23 protein-coding genes and 1 pseudogene are annotated in these 23406 nt (G+C 36.8%); 16 read left to right on the forward strand and 8 right to left on the reverse strand.

Going from position 1 to position 23406, the window contains the following annotated elements:
* Positions 1 to 206: 206 nt before the first annotated feature.
* Both HWV59_RS21380 and HWV59_RS27150 read left to right on the forward strand, forming a co-directional pair.
* Positions 207 to 356: a hypothetical protein gene (locus tag HWV59_RS21380; protein ID WP_175640187.1), complete on the forward strand. Its 150-nt coding sequence runs from the start codon at positions 207 to 209 to the stop codon at positions 354 to 356.
* A gap of 353 nt (positions 357 to 709) precedes the next feature.
* Positions 710 to 988 (forward strand): hypothetical protein, encoded by a 279-nt coding sequence (locus tag HWV59_RS27150; protein WP_235991859.1) that lies wholly within the window; start codon positions 710 to 712, stop codon positions 986 to 988.
* Positions 989 to 1506: 518 nt separating this feature from the next.
* On the opposite strand, the gene HWV59_RS21390 is transcribed toward HWV59_RS27150, so the two are convergent.
* The 4 genes and pseudogenes from HWV59_RS21390 to HWV59_RS21400 all read right to left on the reverse strand — a co-directional run bounded on the left by HWV59_RS21390 (position 1507) and on the right by HWV59_RS21400 (position 5167).
* Positions 1507 to 2646 (reverse strand): IS91 family transposase, encoded by a 1140-nt coding sequence (locus HWV59_RS21390; RefSeq protein ID WP_175640188.1) that lies wholly within the window; start codon positions 2644 to 2646, stop codon positions 1507 to 1509.
* Positions 2643 to 3515, reverse strand: coding sequence for a tyrosine-type recombinase/integrase (locus HWV59_RS21395; protein WP_175640189.1), 873 nt, complete (start codon positions 3513 to 3515; stop codon positions 2643 to 2645). The genes HWV59_RS21390 and HWV59_RS21395 overlap by 4 nt, the downstream gene beginning before the upstream one ends.
* Positions 3516 to 3780: 265 nt before the next feature.
* Positions 3781 to 3897: pseudogene (locus tag HWV59_RS27575) on the reverse strand (transposase); the annotation flags it as partial.
* Positions 3898 to 4027: 130 nt separating this feature from the next.
* The gene (locus tag HWV59_RS21400) at positions 4028 to 5167 is read right to left on the reverse strand and encodes a Fic family protein (RefSeq protein WP_175640190.1); all 1140 of its coding nucleotides are present in this window, start codon (positions 5165 to 5167) and stop codon (positions 4028 to 4030) included.
* Between the two features lie 623 nt (positions 5168 to 5790).
* Between HWV59_RS21400 and HWV59_RS21405 the strand changes: the two genes are divergently transcribed.
* Positions 5791 to 7323, forward strand: coding sequence for a YifB family Mg chelatase-like AAA ATPase (locus HWV59_RS21405; RefSeq protein WP_175640191.1), 1533 nt, complete (start codon positions 5791 to 5793; stop codon positions 7321 to 7323).
* 26 nt (positions 7324 to 7349) lie between these two features.
* A complete protein-coding gene (locus tag HWV59_RS21410; RefSeq protein WP_175640723.1) occupies positions 7350 to 8129 on the forward strand; it encodes a transposase in 780 nt (259 codons plus the stop codon).
* A 165-nt stretch (positions 8130 to 8294) separates the two neighbouring features.
* On the opposite strand, the gene HWV59_RS21415 is transcribed toward HWV59_RS21410, so the two are convergent.
* On the reverse strand, positions 8295 to 8711 hold the full coding sequence (locus tag HWV59_RS21415; RefSeq protein ID WP_175640192.1) for a hypothetical protein: 417 nt from the start codon (positions 8709 to 8711) through the stop codon (positions 8295 to 8297).
* Positions 8712 to 8930: 219 nt separating this feature from the next.
* Positions 8931 to 9389 (reverse strand): hypothetical protein, encoded by a 459-nt coding sequence (locus HWV59_RS21420; protein ID WP_102230300.1) that lies wholly within the window; start codon positions 9387 to 9389, stop codon positions 8931 to 8933.
* Positions 9390 to 9923: 534 nt separating this feature from the next.
* Here HWV59_RS21420 and HWV59_RS21425 point away from each other — a divergent pair.
* Positions 9924 to 10781, forward strand: coding sequence for a hypothetical protein (locus HWV59_RS21425; protein ID WP_102230298.1), 858 nt, complete (start codon positions 9924 to 9926; stop codon positions 10779 to 10781).
* A gap of 640 nt (positions 10782 to 11421) precedes the next feature.
* Here the strand turns inward: HWV59_RS21425 and HWV59_RS21430 are convergent.
* Positions 11422 to 11928 carry a sigma-70 family RNA polymerase sigma factor gene (locus HWV59_RS21430; protein ID WP_175640193.1) on the reverse strand — a complete coding sequence of 169 codons (507 nt, stop codon included), beginning with the start codon at positions 11926 to 11928 and terminating at the stop codon, positions 11422 to 11424.
* Positions 11929 to 12309: 381 nt separating this feature from the next.
* On the opposite strand from HWV59_RS21430, the gene HWV59_RS21435 reads away from it, so the two are divergent.
* The 3 genes from HWV59_RS21435 to HWV59_RS21445 all read left to right on the forward strand — a co-directional run bounded on the left by HWV59_RS21435 (position 12310) and on the right by HWV59_RS21445 (position 14176).
* On the forward strand, positions 12310 to 12498 hold the full coding sequence (locus tag HWV59_RS21435; RefSeq protein WP_142385609.1) for a hypothetical protein: 189 nt from the start codon (positions 12310 to 12312) through the stop codon (positions 12496 to 12498).
* A 249-nt stretch (positions 12499 to 12747) separates the two neighbouring features.
* A complete protein-coding gene (locus HWV59_RS21440) occupies positions 12748 to 13278 on the forward strand; it encodes a competence protein ComK (protein ID WP_102230296.1) in 531 nt (176 codons plus the stop codon).
* 325 nt (positions 13279 to 13603) lie between these two features.
* On the forward strand, positions 13604 to 14176 hold the full coding sequence (locus HWV59_RS21445; RefSeq protein ID WP_102230295.1) for a hypothetical protein: 573 nt from the start codon (positions 13604 to 13606) through the stop codon (positions 14174 to 14176).
* A gap of 219 nt (positions 14177 to 14395) precedes the next feature.
* Here HWV59_RS21445 and HWV59_RS21450 read toward each other — a convergent pair whose 3' ends face one another.
* On the reverse strand, positions 14396 to 15985 hold the full coding sequence (locus tag HWV59_RS21450) for a PTS sugar transporter (RefSeq protein WP_102230294.1): 1590 nt from the start codon (positions 15983 to 15985) through the stop codon (positions 14396 to 14398).
* Between the two features lie 631 nt (positions 15986 to 16616).
* Between HWV59_RS21450 and HWV59_RS21455 the strand changes: the two genes are divergently transcribed.
* The 8 genes from HWV59_RS21455 to HWV59_RS21490 all read left to right on the forward strand — a co-directional run bounded on the left by HWV59_RS21455 (position 16617) and on the right by HWV59_RS21490 (position 23378).
* Positions 16617 to 16937: a hypothetical protein gene (locus HWV59_RS21455; protein ID WP_102230293.1), complete on the forward strand. Its 321-nt coding sequence runs from the start codon at positions 16617 to 16619 to the stop codon at positions 16935 to 16937.
* A gap of 1 nt (position 16938) precedes the next feature.
* A complete protein-coding gene (locus HWV59_RS21460; protein WP_102230292.1) occupies positions 16939 to 17085 on the forward strand; it encodes a restriction endonuclease in 147 nt (48 codons plus the stop codon).
* 160 nt (positions 17086 to 17245) lie between these two features.
* Positions 17246 to 18052, forward strand: coding sequence for a hypothetical protein (locus tag HWV59_RS21465; RefSeq protein WP_175640194.1), 807 nt, complete (start codon positions 17246 to 17248; stop codon positions 18050 to 18052).
* Between the two features lie 56 nt (positions 18053 to 18108).
* Positions 18109 to 19602, forward strand: a complete 1494-nt coding sequence (locus HWV59_RS21470) for a zinc ribbon domain-containing protein (protein WP_175640195.1) — start codon at positions 18109 to 18111, stop codon at positions 19600 to 19602.
* Between the two features lie 8 nt (positions 19603 to 19610).
* Positions 19611 to 20795 (forward strand): beta-N-acetylhexosaminidase, encoded by a 1185-nt coding sequence (gene nagZ / locus HWV59_RS21475; RefSeq protein WP_235991861.1) that lies wholly within the window; start codon positions 19611 to 19613, stop codon positions 20793 to 20795.
* A 132-nt stretch (positions 20796 to 20927) separates the two neighbouring features.
* On the forward strand, positions 20928 to 22742 hold the full coding sequence (locus HWV59_RS21480; protein WP_175640196.1) for a zinc ribbon domain-containing protein: 1815 nt from the start codon (positions 20928 to 20930) through the stop codon (positions 22740 to 22742).
* A 151-nt stretch (positions 22743 to 22893) separates the two neighbouring features.
* Positions 22894 to 23094, forward strand: a complete 201-nt coding sequence (locus HWV59_RS21485) for a hypothetical protein (RefSeq protein ID WP_175640197.1) — start codon at positions 22894 to 22896, stop codon at positions 23092 to 23094.
* A 116-nt stretch (positions 23095 to 23210) separates the two neighbouring features.
* A complete protein-coding gene (locus HWV59_RS21490; RefSeq protein ID WP_175640198.1) occupies positions 23211 to 23378 on the forward strand; it encodes a hypothetical protein in 168 nt (55 codons plus the stop codon).
* Positions 23379 to 23406 lie beyond the last annotated feature (28 nt).

A 23406-nucleotide genomic window follows, 5' to 3' on the forward strand; every position in this document is an offset into this window, starting at 1 on the left:
GAAATGTTTGTTAGTGAGGGACTAGCGTTAATTTATCACTATTGACCGTGGTCAACTTGAAGGATGGTCACAGTGACCACTCGAAATTTGTCGAGGATTGGTAGGGTAATAGTTTAGTAGGACATGATAGAATGGAAATGCAGCTGAATATTGTGAGGGTGGTTGGTTGTCAGTCTTCTTTCCTAAATGGAAAGGAGGTGATAATCATGGAAACATTTCTTGAATTTCTACGAGAAGTTCTGAAGGGGATTGTGCGTGAAGTAAGTGCATACTTCTTTCGGAAAAACTTATTAGAAAACAAGAAAACCACCCTACGCCGTCGCAAGCAAAAGGGTGGTTCTCAAAAATCTAAATAAATTTTGACAACCACCACCCTGACGGTAGAGGTTGCAGGGAGAAGTGTTAGCGCACTTCTCTTTTTCATTATATTCCCATTATACATAATAATATTCTAAAAGGAAAGAAGATCAAAAAGGGATGGTCATAGTGACATTCAAGTGGTCCATGTGAAGGATGGTCACAGTGACACCCCGATATTTGTCGAGGGATGATTGATGAAGAGAGTGGGAGGGTGTGATAGACTAGTGTAGTGGTTGAGTTTATGCTTCTGTATTTTTATCTTCGTTTTATTCTTCTTGATGTTCTATGAAATCTACTCAAATATTTCTTAAATCTCTATGAAAGTAAAAACAATAGCTGGAGGTTTTTTATGACAGTTAAAGTGACAAGCATTGGCTTAAAAGGCTTGGAAGGTTACCGTGTTCAGGTAGAGGTAAGGATTTCTACTAATACTGAAACGTGTATCGTTGTACAGCATATTGAAGAGGTTGTTAAGCATTTAGAAGGTCAAGAGCATCTGTCGTTTCAGCCTCCATCATCCCCTCCAATTATAAATCTATCAAACTCCTCGGATTCACATCATAAAGATTTTTCACATGGAAAACATGGGGACGGTTCTTGCGTTCCACCTAATTATTACCAAGTGTGAAAGAATGACCTATTAGAAATTGTCAGTTTGTACGTGGGACTGTAGTCGCTAATGATATTGCTATTATACTTGAATGGAAGATGGAAAAGAACTAATTACTTGTACTAATAATATAGTAGATACTCAACAAATCTTGCTCATCACATATGTGGTGGGCTTATTGTTTTTGGGAGGTATCAATGCAGCTTTCTATAACTTTGAAAACATGGGGACGGTTCTAACAGGGGTCAATCGGAAGTTTTGCGTGGAAAAAGGGCACATCTAGTGATTAATACTAGTTGTGCCATAGCTTGTTTTAATGCCAAACAACTAAATGCAAAATTTTTGATTGCCCAAGAAGAATGAAGTCGCGGTCCCCGGCTATGGGGATTCAATCTTCCGATTTCCTCTGTTTTTTATGTTTCTTTTATTATCTATCCAAAGCCAGTAGTGTTAGGTACCTATAATATTCTTAATTGGACAGATTTCCCCCCTCCCCAATTAAGAGGCTTTTATGAACGGAATTCAATTTAACGACATCAAGGTAATGCCTCTGATGCCATTGTTAATTTCGTTTTATTACACGAAGGACATAGAGTAACGTCTTTTTTCAGGAGAATAGACACGATTTCAAGCGTACCGAGCCCTTCAAATAATGGCTTGTATTCAGGGCTTTTTGTTAATTTTCTACATAGAGTAAGCTTCGTCTTCTTATTTCGGTTCGCAAGTAAGCCATAATGTCTGATTTTTACAAAACCTCTTGGAAGAATATGCATCATGAATCGTCGTAGAAACTCGACTCCCGACATTGTAACAGTCTTTTTTTCATTGTTGTTTTTATAATCTTTAACGCTAATCTTAACGGTATTTTCTTCCACTGCTAGTATTCTATTATTGGATATGGCGATTCGGTGAGTATAACGACCAAGGTATTCTACAACGGCTAAAGGCCCGGAAAACGTCTTTTTCGTATAACTGTACCAATTTAGAGAGTAGCACTCGTCAAGTAAACCTTGAAAACACTTTGGATCCTTATATTTTTCCGTATCAGTATAAAAGTGAAGTTTACCTTGTTGATAGTATTGTTTTAAATAATAGAGATATTTTCCTCGAAACTTTTTAGATAACACTTTGACTGGGATAAAGAATCTTTTACTCGTGTTACGCCACTTGTTTTGCCTAGAAAGGCCTCCGGCCAATACGACAGTATGGATGTGAGGGTGATAATGTAAATTTTGCCCCCATGTATGCAAGACTGAGAAAAAGCCAATCTGTGCCCCTAAGTATTTATCATCCTGGGAAAGCTCGGTTAGTGTTTCAGCCACAGCTCTATACATTAAATCATATAGTAATCTTTGATTATGATAGATAACCATGTGTAGCTGTTTGGGCATGGTAAATACGACATGAAAATAAGGTGCGTTGAGAATATCCTTTTTTCTCTTGTCTACCCAAACAGCTTTGTTAACTCCTTGGCACAACGTACAATGTCGATTTCGACAAGAATTATAACTTACTTGAGTATGACCAAAGCCTTCACAGCCATAAGTATTCCCACCTAGAGCTGCCGTTCTACAGTCCATCATTGCTTTGGCAGATTTAGCTTGTTCAAACGATAGATTATATTGTTTCTTATACTTTGGGAAAAATGTTCGAAATACATTCTGTACTGTATTCATCCTTTCTGATACCCTTGGGTATCTAAGGGACTTTTAACACCCATTAGACTTTTAGAGGTCATATGTAAATATGTCATTGTTGTTTGGAGATTTTTATGACCTAACATTTGTTGGATAAATACAGGGTCTACATCATCTTCTAATGCATTTGTTGAGAAGCAATGGCGGAGTGTATGGGCAGAGATTTTTGGATCAAGTTCTAATTTGTTTCTGATTTTAATCAAGGTATTCTTAATTGTTTTTACATTAATGTGGTCTTGTTTGTTTTGCCCTGGAAAGAGCCAATCATTGGGTGTATATGATATGTTAGAAAAGTAGCTTTTAAAATACGTTCTAAGAATATCAAGGGCAGTTTTCGATAAAATCGTATATCGGTTTGTATTGTGTTTAGCTTTATCCACTCGGATTCTCATGGTTTTACTACAGATGTCACCAATCTTTAACTTGGCTACCTCACTTACTCGTAAACCACTTCCATATATTAAAACGAATATCGCTTTATGTTTTAAGTTTGACGTTTCCTCTATCAGTGAGAGGATATCTTCTCTAGGTGGAATAACTGGTAGTTGTTTAATTCTTCTCATTCTTGGAACTTTAATAGAATTCCATTCTTTCTCTAAAACAAAAGTATAGAAGAATTTAATGGCAGAAATATAATTATTAATCGTACCTGGAGAAAGGTTTTTATCTTTCCTTAAGTAGATAATATATTGTTGAATGTCTTCTTCATTGATACTTTCAACTGGTTTACCCAGCTTATGCATATACGATAAAAATGCCTTCATCCTTCTTCCGTATGAATCCCGAGAAGAAAGAGGCACATTTTTTAGCTCAAAGTATAGTTCTATTTTTTGATCATAGTGCTCCATGGAAATGTCCTCCTGATGATTAATTAATTGAAGGGTTTAATCATTTTCCATCAAAAGGGGGAGCACGACATTTAGTATGAAGTTGTGTTATAATTGGCATAAGAAAAAAGTATGTCCTTTCTTGGTTTGTTTGGTTTGGCGATTAAACAATACCACAAAAAGGCATACTTTTTTTGTTTTTTAATGAAATATTCTTATATTGGGCTCTTAAAAAGCCATCGCATAGCGATTTCGTTCTTCTTTAAGAGGACAATCGGAAGTTTTGCATTCCCTCTTTGTCTTCAATGATCTTATCAAAAAAGCGCTTCTCATACACAAGGCCAGTTAAACGATATTTTGTGTTATAGTAATTGGCATATCATTTATTTAATAGTGCCATAATCTATGATATTGGTACTACCCTCATGAATGTTATTTGTACACTCCCTAGTAACTGATAAATCATTTCCAATATTATCCATAAAAACAATGCCTGCCATTAATTATGGCGAGGCATTGTTTTTGTTAAGACATTAGTCTAAAATAGTTACGATGTATTCACCCCTGGCTTCACCTGGAGTAATGACTCCGAGGTCTTTCAGTTTAGCGAGATTTTTGGCAATACTTGATGAAGAAGCCTCGATTGTATTATCGAAGAAGCTCCTATTTATTACCTCTCCATCTTCCATCCTTGCAATGAATTCAAACATCGTTTTGGCGTGCCCTCTCGACAGTATTTCTCTAATATGCTTTATTTTGTCATGTCTTTGCAACTCGTTTAACACCTTCATTAGTGAATCATTTACGCATTGCAAGTAGAATATCAAGAAAGGTTTTAAATCTCCTTGAGAGGCCATCATTAATGTATCATAATAGTCTTCAATTCGTTTATCCATAAATTCTTCAACACTGAATGCATCTTTGATTTTAGATAAGTCTTTATGAATCAGCCCTGCTAATGTTGAAAATGCCCGGGCAGTTCTCCCATTACCATCCGGGAAGGGATGGATATAGCCAATAACATGATGGGCGATGCCTGATATGAGTAAAGGGTGTATCTTTCTCTCAGGCTTTTCTTTATCAGAATAAGGGGTTTCATAGCCGGTAACACTAGTGAATAGCCAAGAGAAGAAAGCGCTCATAAGGTGTGGAACGTCGTTGTAATTAGGAGGCTGATAACTTACATTTCCATCCTGATCCGTTAAAGCTACTGGAATTTTCCTGTATCCATCAGGGTGCCCTGTCAGATCTTTCATTAGTAAATAATGAATATTTTTCAGGACTTGTTCATTCATGTCTGAGAAATCTTTTTCTGGTTGTAGGGAGTATATGAATTCATAAGCTTCAAATACATTTTTCACTTCTAATTTTGCCTTCTCTTTAATTGTTAATGTACTTTTCTTATAGTCCTTAAAAAGCTCTTCTACCTCTTTGTATTCTAACTTATTCTGTTCGATTTTAGTTGTGAAGTGAGCAGTTCTTACCATTGAATTCCTTAAGATAGTTGGTTTTAATGGATGATTCTTTAATCCAAGTCTTGCGAGAGCTCCGATATTTCTTTCCGCTTCAAGAATGAGTTGCTGTATCTCGTAATCGAAGGGATTAAAATTTGGAGTATAAACAATTGCCTCATTTTCAAATTTATAATGTTCATTCGAAAACAAATAGGTCAATTTTACATCACCTTTTTACACTAAATTTCCCTTTAATAGAAGGGATATTATTAATTTTTATTATATGCCATTACACTAATTATGTACATAAAAAAGTACGTTTAAACATGAGGGATGGAAACATAGGGACGGTCTTTATGTTCGCCTAATTATTACCAAAGTGAATGGTCACAGTCATGATATGGTCACTGGGGCGTCACGAGATTTTTCGAAGGTTAATAGATATTTTTAAAAAAATTAAAGGGATCTTGAATAAGATGTAGAATGTGTATAAAGTACCACAAAATCTATATCTATTTTTCTTCATCCTTCAATCATCCTTCTCCCCTTTTTTCTCTAATTATAGAAAGCAAGGGAACGGTTCTTGCGTTTCACCTGATAATTGACCTTTTAGAAATTGTCAGTGTGCACGGAGTCCTCAATTTTTCTCTACTTTCTAAAAAAGGTAAAGGAGTCTTGAATAAGATGTAGAATGTATATAAAGAACCACTAAATCTAAACCTACTTTTCTCCAACCTACGATCATCTTACCACCTTTTTATTTCTATAATTAAATCCTTAAACATTTCCATTACACTATTTCACTTCAAACAAATCTATAGTAGCTAGGAGGTTTATTAAATTTGACTGTTAAAATTTCCAGCATTGGGTTAAAAGGGCTTGAGGGCTATTGTGTTCAGGTTCAGGTACATATTTCAGAGGGGAAAGAATCAATGGTGATTGTTGGTCTGCCGGATACTTCTGTAAAGGAATCTAAGGAAAGAGTGCTTTCGGCAGTACATACCCTAGGCTGTGATGTGTCTGAACAGAAGATTGTGGTGAACCTATCTCCATCAGAGCAAAAGAAAAACGGACCTTTTTTTGATTTGGCAATGGCAATTGGAATCCTAAAAGAGAAGGGTGAGGTGAAGGAAAAGATTCCTGATGACTCAGTGTTTATTGGAGCTTTGTCGTTGGATGGAACAGTAGAAAAGGTAGAAGGTATGCTTCCTGCTCTAATTGCGGCAAGATCTTTAGGGTTCAAGAGAATTTATTTACCGTCTGATCCTTTACTTCCCTTAGACATGTTTGAAGGCTTGGAATGTATTGTAATCGGGCATATCAATGACGTGTTACAACATTTGTCAGGTCAAGGCTTACTTCCTCTTCATAAACCTTTACAACCAATCAATATTTTGTCACAAACGTTTGTACATCCTAAAGATTTTCAAGATATCATTGGTCATGCTCATGCAAAACAAGCATTTGAAATTGCTGCAGCCGGTGAACATAATGTCTTGATGAGCGGACCTCCAGGCTGTGGAAAAAGTCTCTTGGCCGAAACGTTTCCTTCTATTTTGCCTCCTTTGACACGAGACGCACAGCTTGAAGTGATGAGCTTGTACCAGCTAGCGAAGGAAAAACTCGCTTCTCCACAAGTCGCTCCTTATCGAAGTCCACATCATTCAGCCTCATCAGTTGCCATTATTGGTGGAAGCTCTAATCCCAAACCTGGTGAAATTTCACTAGCCCATTGTGGTGTTTTATTTCTTGATGAAATGGCAGAGTTTCCGAAGAAAACATTAGATATGTTAAGGCAACCGTTAGAAGCAGGTATGGTCACCATTAGCAGGGCGCAATCCACAGTTACGTATCCCTCTTCCTTTATTCTCATCGCAGCAATGAACCCTTGCCCATGTGGATTTCTTGGTTCTGATACCCGCTACTGTACATGTACACCCAAACAGATTCAATCCTACAAAAATAGAATCTCCGGTCCAATCTATGATCGGATTGATATTCTTCTATTTTTACATTCAGTAAACTTAGATCAGCCAACGAAAAATCAAGTAGGTTCTATAGATATTAGACAGAGAGTAGAAAAGGCTCGGGAAAGGCAATATGAACGTTATCAAGAACGAGTATCTAACGCAAAGGTCAGTTTTGAAAGATTGTCGAAAACAAGTCCATTGAAGGAACATCAGTTGAATATGATTAGACAAGTCTCAACCAAGCAACAATGGAGCAACCGTGTGCAACTCAAAATCATTCGCTTGGCAAGAACAATTTCTGATCTAGAGGGAAGCCTGGAAATCACAGATGAATCGATTTGGAAGGCGATCACATTACGCCGTGGAAACCCACGCAAAGAGCAGAAAGCAGGGAAGGGATTTTAATAATTTGATGGATCGTGTTGATAGAGATGCCTCGTGAAGCTAGAGTGAAAAGTAAAACTGGAATCTATCATATTATATGGAGAGGAGCAAATAGACAGGAAATATTTCATGATGAAGAAGATTGGAAAAAGTTCCTTGATATTCTCAAAAAGTATAAAACTAATTGTGAGTTAATTGTCTATGCATGGTGCTTGATGAATAACCATGTGCATGTACTTATAAAAGAGGGTAATGAAGATATTTCCATTACCATGAAAAGGATAGGTGTGAGCTATGTTGGGTATTACAACTGGAAGTACAGAACGACGGGACATCTATTTCAGGATCGATTCAAAAGTGAAAATGTTGAAACGAATAAATATTTAGTAACGGTTGTAAGGTATATCCACCAAAATCCAGTAAAAGCGGGAATGGTAAAGCAAACTGAAGACTGGGAGTGGAGCAGCTGTCGTGGATATTACGGTATAGATCTATATCCCAAAAATTTGTTAGATAGTCATTTCATTTTAAAAATGTTTTCTGTTGATAGAACAATGGCAAAAGACAGATTTAAAGAATTCAATGAAAGGAAAAATAGTGATAAATGTCTGGATGATACGGTGAATGAAAAGAGAAGATTGTCAGATGAAGAAGCAAGACTGGAGATCAAGAAACTTCTTAGTTCAATGGAGATCGCACATGTAAAGAGTTTGCCAAAAGTAAAAAGAAATGAAGTGCTTCGTAAAGTAAAAGCAATTGAAGGAGTATCGCTACGCCAGGCTGGGAGGATTTTGGGTGTTTCTGTGAATCTTATTTTTAGAGCATAGTGCGAACGCTGGAACCGTCACTTTGTTCTTATAAAGATCGTTGGGAATGTACCTTAAATTGATTAATAAAAACCCCTTTACAGCGGAAGGGGTTTACTATTATTTAATATTGGATCTCGAATTCGAAAGGTTTAAATTCTAGTTCATAATTATTTGAACTACCCTCTAAGAATATTTTGCAGCACCTGTCTCACTGTCAAGCGCAGCGAACAATAAAATACCTTCTGAGGATACACCTGCAAGTATTTCGGACTGTACTTCAGGATAACCAGCTTCATTGTTATCAGTTGTTTCTAATTGAGATCCACCTAAAGTCATTTTAGAATTGAAGCTGTAGAATGAGATTGTGTCTTTTGAATTATTAGTTACGTTAACAAATACACATGTTTCTGTTTCTGCAAGTTCAATTTTATTAACTTTAATAACAAAACCGTGTTGATCTATTTCTTTTTTTAACTCAACTGTTTTTATTGCAGGAGCAAATGCTGTTGCATAATCTGTTTTTTCAATTGAATCTGCAAGAATCATAGGAGCTGATATAGTTCCACCAACCATATTTTCTCCTTCAAATACATCCTCCACACTTCCGAAAATCTCTTTCTATTGAATAGTATATTTGTACTGCACAGCAAATGACTTGTTTTATTATTTATTGACCTAAAATATAATTACCTTGTAGAAAAAAAGTAATAGTAAGGGTTAATCCTTTACATCCTCCTTACCATACTTCCCTAACTAGCTGCCATAACGCGTTGTTTTCTTAACTTTTCGATCCAAGCCTATCACAAAAATATTTACTTCTTAGAAGTTGGCATGAGATTTCCTCGGGGTTATTTTAAAAATATTTTCATGTGAGTAATAGAAATCATAATCACCCATTGTATTTTTACGAATGGCTTGAATCATCTTCATGTCAGTATTATATCTGTCTACTTCATTACTAAGAGAATATTCAGTGTTATCGAGTATTCCTCTTTCCATTATAGGTAGTGTAATTATTTTACTTATGGAATTCCCGTCGATAACATGTTTGTCAATTATATTTAACGTTGCATTTCTACCATTATTTGTAGTCTCTTCTGCCATAAACCAATGTATTTTTTTATTAAATGGCATCCCAAGTAAATAAAGATTCTTCCCAATATGTTTAATGTCTGGAGCGGGAAAGCAGGCATACTTTCCTTTTTTAAGAATGTTATCAAACTCGTTCATAACATCTTTATGTCTCAAAGAGCTGATATGGATTGAAGTGCTATTCATTTTGAAATCATTCCTTATCTAAAAGAATATTTTTTTACAACAATAAGAACTCTCTTTTAATTGGTGTCTTCTCCATCCAACCAAAATTCTTTTCTGGTTCCACCTGGATAATAAACTGTTCTGCAATATGCACCACATTTATTACACTTGTCAATTTTTTCTCGAGTCATAGTATCGCTATAACTTTCTATAGGAAAATGCTCTTCCATATTACCTTCTTTACATCTTTTACAAATCATCAAGATTATCACTCTCTCTATAATTCAATATTTAAACTTAGTTCAATTGTAAATAATTAAAAATATTTGGTAAAGAATTTAAATAGTACCACATACTTCAATCATGACTAACTAATGCATTACTTTAAATACAATTTTTTGAAACATGGGGACCGTTCTCACGTTTCCAAATTTAGATTAGAAACATTCGAATAAGAACCGTTCCTATACTTTACTATCAAAATTTTCCCTATATAATTTACCATATATCTTTACAAAAAGTGATTACTTCAGTAGAAAAGCGGAGGATAAGAGGATGAAGATGGCTCTAATTTTATCAGTTGCACTAGCAGTTGTGGCTGGATTAGTTGGATGTGGGAACTCAACAGCTGAAAAGGCAATTGAAAATGGAAAATTAGCTTTGGCGGACAATGATATCGAAAAGGCAGAAAGCAGTTTTAATCTGGCTATAACAGAAGACAAAGATAATGAAGAGGCAAAAGACTGGTTAGAATTAATAGAAAAATATAATCAATTAGTCTCTCAAATTGAAAATAAAGAGATAGATAAAGCCAATAAAAGCTTAAAAGAACTAAAAGAGAATGAAAAATTCACAAGTATAAAAGTCATGACTAAAGAGCAGGAGAATACTCTTAATAAGTTAGAGGAAACAATCCAGGACTTGGATAAACAAATTACGGAGTTAGTCCAATCCTATAACCCGGAAGATGAAAATTCGATGCCTGACGAAACCTATCTTGGGAAATCAGATGAACTTTTGGCTAATCCATCTCTAACAGAAGAGCAAAAAACCAAAGTTGAAACGTTTAAAAAAGACGCGACCGATAGAGTAAATGCCATTCTAGCAAGAGAAGAGGAAAAGCAAAGAATAGCTGAGCAAGAACAACAGAAAGCTGCTCAAGAAAAAGCTGCCCAAGAAAAAGACAAAGAGATTATTGATAAACAAAGAGCCGAAGAAATATTAGTAGAAACAGTAGACGTAGATAGAAGCATAGCTGGAGTGAGAAGTGATGAAGCGATGGACGAAGTTAGAGAGGGAGTAACATATTACTTCTTTGACATATACGCATTAACTGAAGGCTTTGCTGCAGATGCTTATTATGTTAATTCTCAAGATGGGACAGTCATACACAGTTCTGAGTTTTTTAATTAATTACATAAAAAAGTCTTATTGGGGACGGCTCCCATGTGAAGCTACATTTAGTCGTTTCACTGAAGGTATGATGACCACAGTGACTACTCATATTTATCCAGTGAGTATTAAAAGTAGCAGAATCATAGATTGAGAGGATCGGTTCTCATTCTGGAATACCAGAAGAATACATGAGATGTGGGCTCATTACCTCAAATGGTGGTGAGCTTTTTTTATATCCTTCTGAATAAAAAGAAGAAGATAGACTTAAACCATTTAATAGTTAATTTGCATAATCAAAACATTTTTTTTTACAAAAAGGAGTAAAAACAGTATGTCAGTAACATATGATATGAAATATTGATTATCAACTAAATTATGAACAATATTCCTAATAATTGTAAATATATTGTAAACATTGTCTAAAAATCTTCTGTAAAATGACATTTTATCTTATAATAAAGTTGCACCACTTAATTAACGGTAATATAACCCAGTTGACCTTTAGGACAAGTACCTAAAGGTTTTCTTTCTGTTTATGTGGGAACCAAGGGGACAGGTCTACTGTCCCACTAGGTCATATACTTGTAATAGAGAATATTAGTTTTACATAAAGAAGTTTAAAAGTAAAATCGAAATCGGCCTCTTCCTTTTTTTATCTTTACCTTGAATCTTCCCTACCAAAATACTTCCTCAGCTTAACAATCGCGTCCCTACGCCACCCTTTCACAGTAGCAACAGAAACTCCCTCATCTTCAGCAATTTCACTTGGAGTACTTCCATATAGGCAGTAAGCTTTTACCCATTTACATTGATTTTCAGACAATAAGGTGGAGGCTTTTTCAAACAGTAATTCCCATAGAACAGTAGAAAAATCACCATAAGTTGTTTCATCTTCTCCCCATAAATCCTCACTCTGACTTTCTCTTTCTCCCTTCTTTCTATCTTCTGTAAGAGCGCTTTTCATTCGTCCAATAATATAAGAATAAGCAAACGATTTAAATTCACCTTTTTCAGAATTAAAACGAAGGGAAGCTTCCCATAAAGCAATACATCCAATCTGGTAAAACTCCGTTTTGTTTTTGTAAATAGACAATGTATTCATAGCATGGTAAATCATTGGTTCAAACTGCTGATGTAACTCCTCAAATCTAGCATCCTCATACATGAAAGAATCCTTCTAAGAATGCATTCTTGTATATTCCGCGGTAATTTGAGGATAACAAGGGATCGTCATCGGGGACATTTTCAATATGAATGGAATGGAAGGTGGGGTTGGGCTAATATGGAGCGTTTTCCTTAGGAATATGGTCCATATTGAGGGCGAATAAGGTGGAAAATGATCGAAATGATGCTTTTTGAAGAATAGAGGATGTCAATAGAAGTGAGAAAGAGACTCTAAACAGTAAGCAAAAGATTAAACTTATAAACAAGATGACATGCTTGATATGAAGTAGAATATACAAATCCTTTACATAATCTTAAAGAAATTTACTCTAAAAATAGGTAAAAATTACCGTATAATGTAAAAGGGTAGTGAGTGAAATGTATGAATGAGGAATTAAGAACCAGGCTAAAAGGTCACTATCGCTCAGCAACTTTCATCTCATTACTCAGACACCTCCATCTAGAAGAAACATCTTCAATCAACAACCACGATTACTACATTGTACAAGCAACTCATAACAAGAAAGAATCCTATTACTATGAACAACAAGAGGAAAGGAGTTATTTATAGGATGATCATTGCATCAGCAGTTTAATGAAGTGTAAGCATAGATAAGGTTACGTTTTATTAGCAAAGGATATAGAGAATTGGAGGAGGTGATGTTTATGTGAAAACGCACAAAAAAAATCCCTAAGCACACCACTTTGGACGTAAAGTGCTTAAGGACTCTCCTAGTTGGATAGATATCAACTATATTGGTATTATATCTAACTCCTTTTAAAATAAAAAGCATTTAAATTGAAAAGGAGGAAAACAATCATGAATTATACTCTTCATGTTTATAATCAGGAAATCATTAAAGAATCAACAATGGCCTTAATCCCTCATTATACGAATACAGGTCATCTTCAGTGTACAATACTGGAAACATTCGGTGAAATTCGTGTAGAGGAAAGCCCTTCCTCTGTTTTAAATGAAAGCTGTGTCTATTATGGAGGCAGCTTTGACGGTAGTCTAAAGTCAGCAAGGCGAATACTAAAGCGACAAAAGAACCTCCCTATTATGGTGAGCTTACCACTGGAATACTGCATGATCCCACTGGGCTCACCCATGAAAAAAGATACAGCATGGGTTGCAGCCCATCATATTGAAGATGTTGAACCAAACGGAGCTAACTCTATCATTATCTTTTATAACAAAGTAAAACTGGAAGTAAACATAAGCAGTGCTGTCCTTGAACATCGAATAGCCAAAGCAGCACACATGATCAATACATACCGCCTCCGCCAAAAAATGTCCAAAAACAGAAAAAACAGCAACATAATCGCAGAAGATCGGGAAGAGTATTAACTGGTCCATGGGGACAGGTTCATTGTCCCAAAGGTCGCTACATTTATTAATATAGAGAAATTAGGGATGGTCACAGGGACCACCCCTAATTTAGGTAGATAGATTTAGAATGTAGATAAGAATAAGAAATTAATTGATTAAGTTTTCATTACTTTATCGGGGAGAGAGATTTTGGCTAATTCCTTTGAGAAAAATGTGTGAGATGCTAGGTTATAATAATCATTTTATATGTAGAATATACATGAAAAAAGGCACTGAATTTTTATAAAGCACGGATGAGTAAAATGTTATAATAGTTAAAAAATGGAACTGAGGTGAACCCTTCATGCCTGATTATACAAAGAAAACAGATGAAGATCTTATTCTTCTTAATGAAATTTATGGCGATTGGGAAGCTGGTGACGAACTGGAAAATCGGGGGTATGTACAAACTCGTAAAGGAGAATGGATCGAGGTTTATGAACCTTTCGTTACTGGTAGGACCTTATTATTCTTTGCTGGGATCATCGCCCTACTAGCAGGGTTATTTTGTACACATTTCATACTTGGTTATTCCACTAATTACACCATTCAAATTTGGGTAGGGTTTGTTGTATCACTTGTACTAATGATACTAACCAGAGGAAGATCGAAATTCTTTAATTTTATTTTTTATTTAGGCTGTTTTGCACTTCTGACAAGGTTATTCGTCAATATCATTGAATATAATGAGGGCCAATCATATATGAGCTTTCTTTTTGAAGATGAGACGACTGATATGATTGTCCTAATAAAGTATGGTTTATTCTACGCCATTTATATTTTCTTTGCTCCATACTTACTAATGAAATATGGAACCAGTTATGTGAGATTGCTTAGAAGCGCTAAGCCTATTAAGAATAAGTCATTAAATACTTAAGCTTAAAGTATTTAAGAACTGCTGGATACATGGGTGTTATGTATTGCTTATAAAAAGACTACTTAATGTAAGTAGTCTTTATAATTAAGTAAAAACATTCAATAGCCTCTAAGAATATCCTGTTCCTGGTATATAAAATGATAGCTAAACTCTCACAAATCCTATCCCAATGAAAATTCCAATACCATCGTTCCATCAAAACTTTAATCTCACAAAACATCAAGCTGACAACAATTCATCCTTATCCTTAACCTTCTTCTTAGCAACCAAATTAACAAACAACGTAATCAAAAACGCACATACCATACTCCCTACCATCGCTATAATAAAACCACTCATATTATCAGAAAGGAAAGGGGCCATGACAGATGGAACATAAGCAGTTCCGCGTACATCAAAGAGACCAACAAGCAAGCCTCCTATACCGGATGAGACAATGGCTCCGGCAAAAATAAGTTTGTTGGAGAACATGAATGGATACGCGGCTTCCACAAACGTACCAAACCCAATGTTAATCAAAAACCCTGGTGTTGCTACTGCAGCTTCTCCTTTATCACGAGGTGCAACAATATTAGCTAACGTAATGCCGGCTGATACCATGACTAAGCCGACCATATCGACCGCACCTAAGAAACTGTTCCCTGTACGTTCCATTTCCAATAAGACAATTGGAAGAATAGCAGCATGATAGATTCCACCAATGATAGCCGGCCAAATAAGTAAACCTGCGATCAATCCTGCAAGAATCGGATTCATTGCGACTAATGTATCTAATAATGATCGAATTCCTTCACCAAGCTGAAGAGCGATCGGAGCGAAAAGAAAATAGACGATTAATCCTGAGATTAAGCCGGCAATCCCACCAGCAGCAATATTGACAGTCGTAGCTGGAAATTTCCATTCCACACATTTTCTGAAAATATATTGAACTAAAAGCCCTGCACCAATCCCGCCGATCATTCCACCAATAATTCCGCCGCCCGTAGACAATACGCCCGCCACAATCCCGGCAACGATAGAAACCTCGTCAAGATCAGCCACTTGCTTCGCGGCAATAACCGCAAGAATAACTGGAAGGGCATTAATCATCACATCAAAAACATCTCCAAGCATTGATAAAGCAGGGATCTTACTTAATGCGAGAACCAAAGCCATCGCAATAAATCCAGGTAGAGAAGCAAGCATCATCCCGCGGATATTGATTCTTCTCCAAGATGACGTTTCTTCGGTATTACTGGAAGCAGTTACTTTCCCGATAATCGGACGGTAAGAAATCCCCCAATGCTTACTTAATGATGTAACAAAGGTCACGGCACGAGTTCGATTGGTTGTTCCAGTCGTTCCTGATGTGGAAATGACATTCACTCCTTTTGAACTGATTGTAGCCATGGAAGTACCGCCAGTCCCAGTTGCCGGCAACTTCTTTTTTGCTGCTGCTTCAACAGCATTCTTATTAGCACCGTTAGGATCAGCACTCATGAAGATGAGCCCATCAATCTCTCCATTTTCAATCTTTTCTGAAATTTCAAGATCTGTTTTTACAGCTTCCTCATTGACCTCTTTTAATGTTCCTTCAAGCTTTATATATGGCTTACTTGAATGTCTATCCCAGCCGTAAAGTGAGGCTTCAGTTGACTCTTTCACCGAATCCATCGACCCTTTAGCTGCAATAAACTGGATAGAGTGGCACTCCATCCCTGCTGCCTCAAGTTGCAACAGAAGCTCACCAAGAAGCTTCTCCGGCTCTTTCCCACCAAGAGAATAAAGATTCCCCCCACTGCTACCAAGAATAGCAACTTTCCTTTTCATTATAAATACCCCCAAAATTATTTAGTATATCTCCATATTATAATTTAATAGTTTAATTAATTAAAGTGGTAATGAAGAAAAGGGTCGGAGGGACAGGTCCGTCGTCCCGTTCGCTCACAGGTCCTGGTTGTAAAGATCTTAAGCTATAAAACAGATAATCAATTAAAAGATTGTTAGAAGGGGTGATTGATCCAATTTAGCTCTATTGCCATAAATAAGATATTAAAATTCCTGGAAAAAGTTTGCTCCCCTAAGGTAGACAGATTATTATTTTTTAATCAATCTACCTCTAGGGGAGCATATCAAAGGATATCCGGTGGTTTTCCTGCTATTTATTTTTTCTTTCCACAATCTATACACTTTTCAGTGAAATAATCATATTTATGGTATCTACGTAAAAAACAAAGGATCGATTTTAATTTTTTCATATGCAATTGCTCCTAAGATGTTTAAATGATATGTACTATCATACAAAATGAATGTTATTCACCTATTACAAACAAATTAAAATGTATGACAAAGCTATTAAATTAGAGTAATAGATGGGTCAAGGGGACAGGTCAACTGTCCCAAATAGTTATCATAAGATCTCCCATAATAGAACGAATTTAGATGTAAAGAGGGAATCAACATGAGCTTCGAGACATACTACTACTCTGCTATTCTTGCAGCCATAATATTTATTCGAATACGTGTGATTGTGCATTCAGTTAGTGTTCAAAGGCTAAAAGTTTCTACGCCTGTACAAAAATGGATGAATCTCTTAGACAGCTATTCAATTACCGATGTGAGAGAATCGGAATTACTTCGTATACAAGAAGAGTTAAAAGAAAACGATGGTTTTAAAGACATAAGAAAATCAGGATGTCAGGAAGGTACTAGTAAAAGCAATAAAGGATCGATAGGAGATAAGACCTGTAAAACAAGTTGTTTCCATTGGAGAAATAGATAAGATGACAGGCAATCAATTCGAAGTATTTATTAAAGAGTTTTTTGAGAGCCAAGGATACAGAGCAAAACTAACTAAACAGTCCGGTGATCAAGGAGTGGATATCATTCTTTTTATTGATGATAGAAAGATTCAATACCGTAGCTTTTAGAGGACTTGTTCTACAGTAAATTATAGAACAGGTCTTTTTATGTAGGTTTTTCGTACTATCCTAAAAAAAGGAAAAATAAGACATAATCCCTATACTTGCTGAGTATAATCCTTCCTTGAGAGCTTTGTTAGGACTACTACATAGAATGGGGGCTACAACATTGCAATGTGTAAAATGTCAGCATGAACAACAAGGTGGAAAGTTTTGTGTGAAATGTGGATCGAGGTTTGAGATGGAAATAGGGGGAGAGCCAGGTGCAGCGGCGGTACCAGCTGAGACTGTTCCTTATACCTCTCAGTCCCAGCAGGCATCCTATCAACCAGTTCAGCCACAGCCTTCTTCACAGCACGTCGAAACAGCTAAAAATGTTTCAAAGATGTATGTGAACTTCTTCCTTAAAGGATTAAAAAACCCAACAAACAGCTCTCAGGCTGTTTTTGGAGATCAGTTTGTAAATGGACTTATTACGATGGTTCTTTATGCCATTAGTATTCCACTCATGATTTACTTTGCGTTAAAAGGGCTGCCGATGTTAGGGGGAATGGTGGAATTTAGTTTTTCAGATGTTGTGGTGAAACCTGCTTTTTATTATTTACTTTTCATTGCGGTTATTGCGATTACTTGTTTTGCCGCGATTCGATTAGGGAAGTCCGTTGTCACGTTTAAGGATGTATTTGCCCGATTTGGCTCTTTTCTCGTTGTACCAACCGGCTTTTTGATTGTCGCCTTAATTTTATCATTACTTGGAGTTGAGCTCTCCTTCCTTTTTCTTGCTTTTGGATTTTTAGGTCTTTTTTTAGTTGTTCCTTTTACGATTTACAGCTTTAAAAAGGATGTTCCATCTGGTCTGGATGGTGTTTATGGGACCTTTTTAACGTATTTAGTGATCATTCTTTTAATCGTCTTGATTGGTGATGTTTTGCTTGGCCAATTAGAAGAGGCTATGAGTAGTTTCATTCCTTTTTAATAAGTCTTTTTAACAAACCTTCCATAATGGTGATGGTTGGAAGGTTTGTTCTTATCTTGAATGACGGAGGAGTTGAAGGAATGAGGTTTTGTGGAAATTGCGGAAATCAGCTCACAGAAGAAGAGGTGTTTTGTAGAAATTGTGGTCAACGACAGGAGGAAGTTACCGGGAAAACATCTCAAGTACGACCTGTTGAACAACCTTTACATACAAATAGCGAGCAAAAAACGAGATCAGTTAGCCAGCCTTCATCCTTTTTCAAAAGTAAACGATCAAAAGTTATCACGGTTATCTTTATTTGTTTTGCTGTTCTTTTATTTGGCGGGTATTATGCAGTGTCCAAATTAACAGCACCGAGTGCAGTAGTTCAACGCTTTATTGAAGCGATTAAACAGGAGGACGTTGCTGCCGTAAAAGAATTTATCAATGAGGGGCAGCTGGAGATGACGGCATCAACAGAACAAGTAAAGGTGTATCTAAACTACTTACATGATCATCCTCAATTGATAACGTCAATGGTCCAAGACCTTAAGCAACAGAGTGAATTGATAGAAACAGGGGAACAGCATGCGATCGGTGATGGCACTTCGTTTTATATGAATCTTGTCCTGGACGGTAAGAAGTGGGGGATCTTTGATCGATATGTTATTCAATTCACTCCATATTATCCTGTTGTCACAACGACTATTAAGGAAGCTGACATTTATTTTAATGATGAAAAGGCAGGTACATTAAATCAGGAAGAAGATATTTTCGGACCCTTTTTGCCGGGAGAATACAATGTGAAAGCGGTCATTGAGGGTGACTATGGAGAAGTGACTGCTGTTCAGCCATTACACATTTCACCTGAAGAACAGGATCTCTTTGTTCATCTTGACTGGGAAGAGAATTTTGTGCAGCTTTCCGGAAATTATGATGATGCTGACCTTTATATAAATAATAAGAAAACAAGTGATTCAGTAGGAGAACTAAATGCTCTAGGGCCGCTCATGAAGGACGGGTCAATCGAGGTATATGCTCAAAAGGAATTTTCGTCCGGCTTGAAAAAAAGCGAGGTGACAACCATTAAAGAAGATGTTGATCTTGTCGACCTAACGATTGATTTTGAAGAAGTAGAAGAACCTATGGAAAAAGAGATTGTGATCATAAAGGAGCAGGACGAAGCGACAGATTCGGATGAAGCGTTTGACCGTGCTGCAGAAAGTCAAGCAGTAAAGGATCGTGTCCGCCTGCACTACACAAGCATTAGTCAAGACAGTTTATCAACAGCATACAATGTTTTCTCCTCAGCACGTAAACGTAAGGTACCATTGGACGGCTGGGCAGCAGGCTTTAAGGAAAACATCCGCGATGATGTAACGACCCTTGAAGTTCAAGCCATTACGGAGGATAAAGCAACAGTATATCTTGAAATGACTTCCTACGATTCGCAGGAGGATGGTTCGGTCCTTGTACAGGAGTGGGGTGGCTATTGGCAGCTTGTTAAGGAGGATGGGCTTTGGATGTTGGATACACCTGAATTAAAGAAATTGAGTGCTAATAAACAGTGATGAAAGCGATGAAAAGAGCATCTTACATTCTACTTTTTGGTCTGCTTATCCTCACAGGTGCCTTCTTGTTTCCAGAAGCTGAAAAAAAGGAGACGAACTTACACGAAATGAAACATCATCCTTCTCTTACAGAGAAAGACCCTGTGAAAAGTGTACCTGTTGCTCAAGAGCACACTCAGGAGACACTTGAGGAAAAGGTTACAAGAATTGTTGAAAACATGACACTTCAGGAGAAGATTGGGCAGTTACTAATTGTGGGGTTTGATAGTACTCAAGTGAATGAACATATACAAACGATGATAGAGAAGTATCATGTTGGTGGTGTCATTTTATATGACCGGAATATGGAAACGTCAAAGCAGGTGACGTCTTTAACAAGTGAACTACAGACATTATCATCACTTCCTCTCTATATAAGTATTGATCAAGAGGGAGGGTCAATTGTAAGGATGAAGGATCATGTGTCACCTATCCCATCACAGCAGGATCTAGGTAAAAGAGGAAGTGAAGCAGACATTTATTCAATTGCGAGTCGGACAGGTAAAGAACTGTTAGCAATGGGCATTCAGCTTAATTTTGCCCCGGTATTGGATTTGTCTGAAACAGACTCGCGTTCGTTTGGAGAAGACCCCAAAAAGGCTGCAGCCTATGGAAAAGCGGCCGTGATGGGTCTATCAGATGCTGGAGTTATACCAACATTAAAGCATTTTCCAGGCAATGGGAGAAGTGGGGTTGATCCACACATTGAAGGATCCTCCGTTCATGCTGATAAAACAGACTTGGAGAACAGTGATTTATTCCCTTTTAAAAGTATGATTGATCATGTAAACCACGATGAGTTTTTTGTGATGGTCACTCATCTCACATACCCTGCCTATGACAAACAGAACCCTGCTAGTATCTCCCAAGCTATCATGCAGGATCTATTAAGAACTGAATTAGGCTTTGAAGGAATGATTGTAACAGATGATATGGAAATGGGTGCCGTAAGTAAACATTATTCTTATGAAGAACTTGGATACAAATCAATAAAGGCAGGAGCAGACCTCTTACTAGTCTGTCACACACTAGAAAATCAAGTAAAAGTAATAAATGGAATCGAAAAAGCAATAAAAGAAAACCGCCTACCACTCGAACGATTAGAAGAATCAGTAAAAAGAATCATAACACATAAATTGCAGTATGAATCGTAGGTGGGTCGGAGGGACAGGTTCCTTGTCCCTGGGTCGGGGGGACTCCCTTGTCCCCATATGAAAAACTCAAACAATATCAACTGGACAAATCAAGGGGCAGCTGTTTCTCTGTCCCTTACATGGAGGTGTGTCATGCGTTACTGCCAAGAATGTGGAACAAGCTTGGAAGTAGATATGAGGTTTTGCGAAGAATGCGGGAGGCCAATCGAACTTGTTACACGTGCTTCCCATGTTCATTCACAAGCTAGAAAGCCACTGTCTAAGAAAACAAAGCGTTGGATGATCATAAGTAGTATCGTGATTGTTCTTTTTATAGGGGCCTATAAATTAGGAAACTATTTAACATCAAAAGAAAGACTGGTCGATCGGTTTGAAACAGCTCTACTCTCCGAGGATACCAAGGAGCTGGCAAGTCTTCTATCTACAAATGATGCGGAATTAACTATAAATGAAGACTCCTTAAAGGGATTTGTCACATACCTTAATCAGTATCCTGATGAAAGGCAACAAATTCTCGACTCAATTAAAGCGCAACTACAGGAGGACGTTTCTGAATCAGGAAGCGGACATATTGTCACCTTGGATAAAGAAGATCGATTTCTATATGATCAATATCGTCTAACAATTAACCCAGTGTACGTAACCATTCAAACAAACTATGAAAATACGATTTTATATATAAACGACAAGGAGGTTGCCAAATCAGATAAACCTGACGATGAAAAAACGGTCGGCCCCTTCCTACCTGGTATCTACACACTACGTGCCCAGCTTGAAACGGATTCTATCACATTAGAGAAGGAAGAAGAAATCACACTGGAGCCTTATGAAGAAAAGAGCTCGCACTCCATTCATCTAGAGGCCGAAGATGTTACTGTAGTTGTTTCCGGAATTACAGATGGAAAAGCAAATCTCATTTTAAATGGCAAGGACGCAGGAGTAAATATTCTGAAGCAGAATACATTTGGACCTGTATTAATGGATGGTTCAATGCTAGTGGCGGTTGAGTTGGAAACACCGTGGGGAACGATGAAAACAGCGGAACAGCCTATTGAGCAATCTCAAATGGAGTTAAAGTTATCAGGAAATGAACAGGTTCAAAAGGAAATCATGGAAACGATTATATTACATACAAAGCAAGTGCTTGAAGCAACAGCCTCAGGAAGTACAAAAGGATACACAGTTGCGACAGATGAACTAAAGCAGGCCTTGCAAAATGAAATAAATGATGCAAAAGAAACTGGAAAGAACTCTATTTATTCCTTACAAAAAACGATCTTTGATCTGGATTCCTTATTTTTATATCAAGAAAACAATGGGTGGAAAGCAAATATATTAGTAGCAGAACATTATCAAGGAGACGAATACAGGTCATGGGAGGAGCCTAATGTAAGAGATGTTGAAAACATCAACAGTTATCAATTGCTCTGGCAGGAGAATCAAAAGAAATGGATTGTAGAGGATATAAACACAGTTAGTCGATTATCATCAGAAAAGGTAAAGGAGTTCGTGGAGAAAGATCCTAAAGTATACACGTCAAATTGGAGTGAGCCAGAACAAGAAAGCAAACCAGCAACAACCAATTCTATAACTGTTCCGGATGATATACAGGAATTAATGGATAACTATATCTATAGTTTAATAGATGCGATTAACACCAATGACTTCACAAAAGTAGCACCCTATCTTATTGAAAACAGCGAACTATATACCATGCAAAAAGACCTTGTAGATAACTTGGCAAAGGAAAACATAAAAGAAGAAATGCTTGATTACAAGATCACGGACCTGTTCATAGAAGGGGGAGTGGCCACGATATGGACATGGGAAAAAGCCAAAATCATCAATGCTGATGGCTCCACGGAAATAAAAGAATATAACTGGATATATGATGCAGCAAATGACCAGAATGGGAACTTTGGATTGATGAGTATTAGAAAACAGTGATGAAGGACTGACTTGAGAAACATGGGGACGGTTATTTCGTTCGCCTAATAATTACTAAAAAAAGTTCTTTTCCGGTTGATCATTTCAAAAGATAGTAAGTATTAAAGATCCTTCTAAAGAATAAAGATTTAACATTAGGAGGATCCCTCATATGGACATTTTGGTACGGGTATTCTTAGATATTGTTGGAGATTTTTTAATCCTTTTGACTATTGTTTTTGTGTGTGAATGGTTTGCCGCAAAGAAAGGGTATAATTTGTTTCTAAGAGCGTGGATTATTACAGTGATGATTCTTATGTTTCTTTTATCAATTGGGTGGTACACCTTTGGTAAACGTCTTATTTGGATTTAGTCAGAAATCTATCTAATTATTTCGTCAAAGTCACAGAAGAATGAGCATTCTGCCCTATTCTGTATGCGTTTAGACGTACGTATAACAGGGCATAATCACGATAGGAGGCGATTACTATGTCTTTGCTAAATAAAATGATATATGTGTGGCATCTTGTCAGAAGGAATTATTATAAAGAATTAGTTGAAAGTTGTATTGATTGTACATTAAAAGCTAAATTACGAAATAAATTTGAATATCATGCCGAAAAACTCGCCGAACTAAGTTTATTGAAAGCATCCTAATGGGTGCTTTTTTATTTGGGTGGTGTAA

It is taken from the genome of Metabacillus schmidteae (genome assembly GCF_903166545.1).
Lineage (GTDB): Bacteria > Bacillota > Bacilli > Bacillales > Bacillaceae > Metabacillus > Metabacillus schmidteae.

Excerpts from the sequence above, each read along its gene's own strand:
- HWV59_RS21440 (WP_102230296.1), top strand. The coding sequence starts at position 12,748 with ATGAATTATACTCTTCATGTTTATAATCAGGAAATCATTAAAGAATCA.
- HWV59_RS21380 (WP_175640187.1), top strand. The coding sequence starts at position 207 with ATGGAAACATTTCTTGAATTTCTACGAGAAGTTCTGAAGGGGATTGTG.
- HWV59_RS21485 (WP_175640197.1), top strand. The coding sequence starts at position 22,894 with ATGGACATTTTGGTACGGGTATTCTTAGATATTGTTGGAGATTTTTTA.
- HWV59_RS21390 (WP_175640188.1), bottom strand. The coding sequence starts at position 2,646 with ATGAATACAGTACAGAATGTATTTCGAACATTTTTCCCAAAGTATAAG.
- HWV59_RS27150 (WP_235991859.1), top strand. The coding sequence starts at position 710 with ATGACAGTTAAAGTGACAAGCATTGGCTTAAAAGGCTTGGAAGGTTAC.
- HWV59_RS21490 (WP_175640198.1), top strand. The coding sequence starts at position 23,211 with ATGTCTTTGCTAAATAAAATGATATATGTGTGGCATCTTGTCAGAAGG.
- HWV59_RS21425 (WP_102230298.1), top strand. The coding sequence starts at position 9,924 with ATGAAGATGGCTCTAATTTTATCAGTTGCACTAGCAGTTGTGGCTGGA.
- HWV59_RS21410 (WP_175640723.1), top strand. The coding sequence starts at position 7,350 with ATGCCTCGTGAAGCTAGAGTGAAAAGTAAAACTGGAATCTATCATATT.
- HWV59_RS21450 (WP_102230294.1), bottom strand. The coding sequence starts at position 15,985 with ATGAAAAGGAAAGTTGCTATTCTTGGTAGCAGTGGGGGGAATCTTTAT.
- HWV59_RS21420 (WP_102230300.1), bottom strand. The coding sequence starts at position 9,389 with ATGAATAGCACTTCAATCCATATCAGCTCTTTGAGACATAAAGATGTT.
- HWV59_RS21430 (WP_175640193.1), bottom strand. The coding sequence starts at position 11,928 with ATGTATGAGGATGCTAGATTTGAGGAGTTACATCAGCAGTTTGAACCA.
- nagZ (WP_235991861.1), top strand. The coding sequence starts at position 19,611 with ATGAAAAGAGCATCTTACATTCTACTTTTTGGTCTGCTTATCCTCACA.
- HWV59_RS21435 (WP_142385609.1), top strand. The coding sequence starts at position 12,310 with ATGAATGAGGAATTAAGAACCAGGCTAAAAGGTCACTATCGCTCAGCA.
- HWV59_RS21460 (WP_102230292.1), top strand. The coding sequence starts at position 16,939 with ATGACAGGCAATCAATTCGAAGTATTTATTAAAGAGTTTTTTGAGAGC.
- HWV59_RS21455 (WP_102230293.1), top strand. The coding sequence starts at position 16,617 with ATGAGCTTCGAGACATACTACTACTCTGCTATTCTTGCAGCCATAATA.
- HWV59_RS21445 (WP_102230295.1), top strand. The coding sequence starts at position 13,604 with ATGCCTGATTATACAAAGAAAACAGATGAAGATCTTATTCTTCTTAAT.
- HWV59_RS21395 (WP_175640189.1), bottom strand. The coding sequence starts at position 3,515 with ATGGAGCACTATGATCAAAAAATAGAACTATACTTTGAGCTAAAAAAT.
- HWV59_RS21480 (WP_175640196.1), top strand. The coding sequence starts at position 20,928 with ATGCGTTACTGCCAAGAATGTGGAACAAGCTTGGAAGTAGATATGAGG.